The organism is Streptococcus suis (genome assembly GCF_002960445.1).
GTDB classification, from domain to species: Bacteria; Bacillota; Bacilli; order Lactobacillales; family Streptococcaceae; genus Streptococcus; species Streptococcus hyiners.
In genome coordinates this window covers 1-279 of record NZ_POJD01000490.1, presented here as the reverse complement: position 1 = coordinate 279, position 279 = coordinate 1, and the positions used below count along the sequence as shown (strand labels likewise).

1 pseudogene is annotated in these 279 nt (G+C 50.9%); it reads left to right on the top strand.

The features are described 5' to 3' along the window. Window positions 1-279: pseudogene (locus C1G53_RS12935) on the top strand (bifunctional (p)ppGpp synthetase/guanosine-3',5'-bis(diphosphate) 3'-pyrophosphohydrolase); the annotation flags it as partial.

Here is a 279-nt window from a genome sequence, read left to right as displayed (position 1 = left end):
CGGTTTACGGACCGAGAGGTCCAATCGAGTTCCAAATTCGGACCATGGAAATGCACCAGGTTGCAGAGTACGGGGTTGCGGCTCACTGGGCCTACAAGCGTGGTGGCAAGGCAACTGCTAGTGAAAAAGAGTTGCGCTGGATTAACAACCTGATTGAACTCCAAGAAGGGGCTGGGGATGCGCAAACCTTTGTAAATTCTGTCAAGGACGATATTTTTACAGAGCGTATTTACGTTTTCACGCCAGATGGTGCAGTGCGTGAGTTGCCTAAGGACTCCG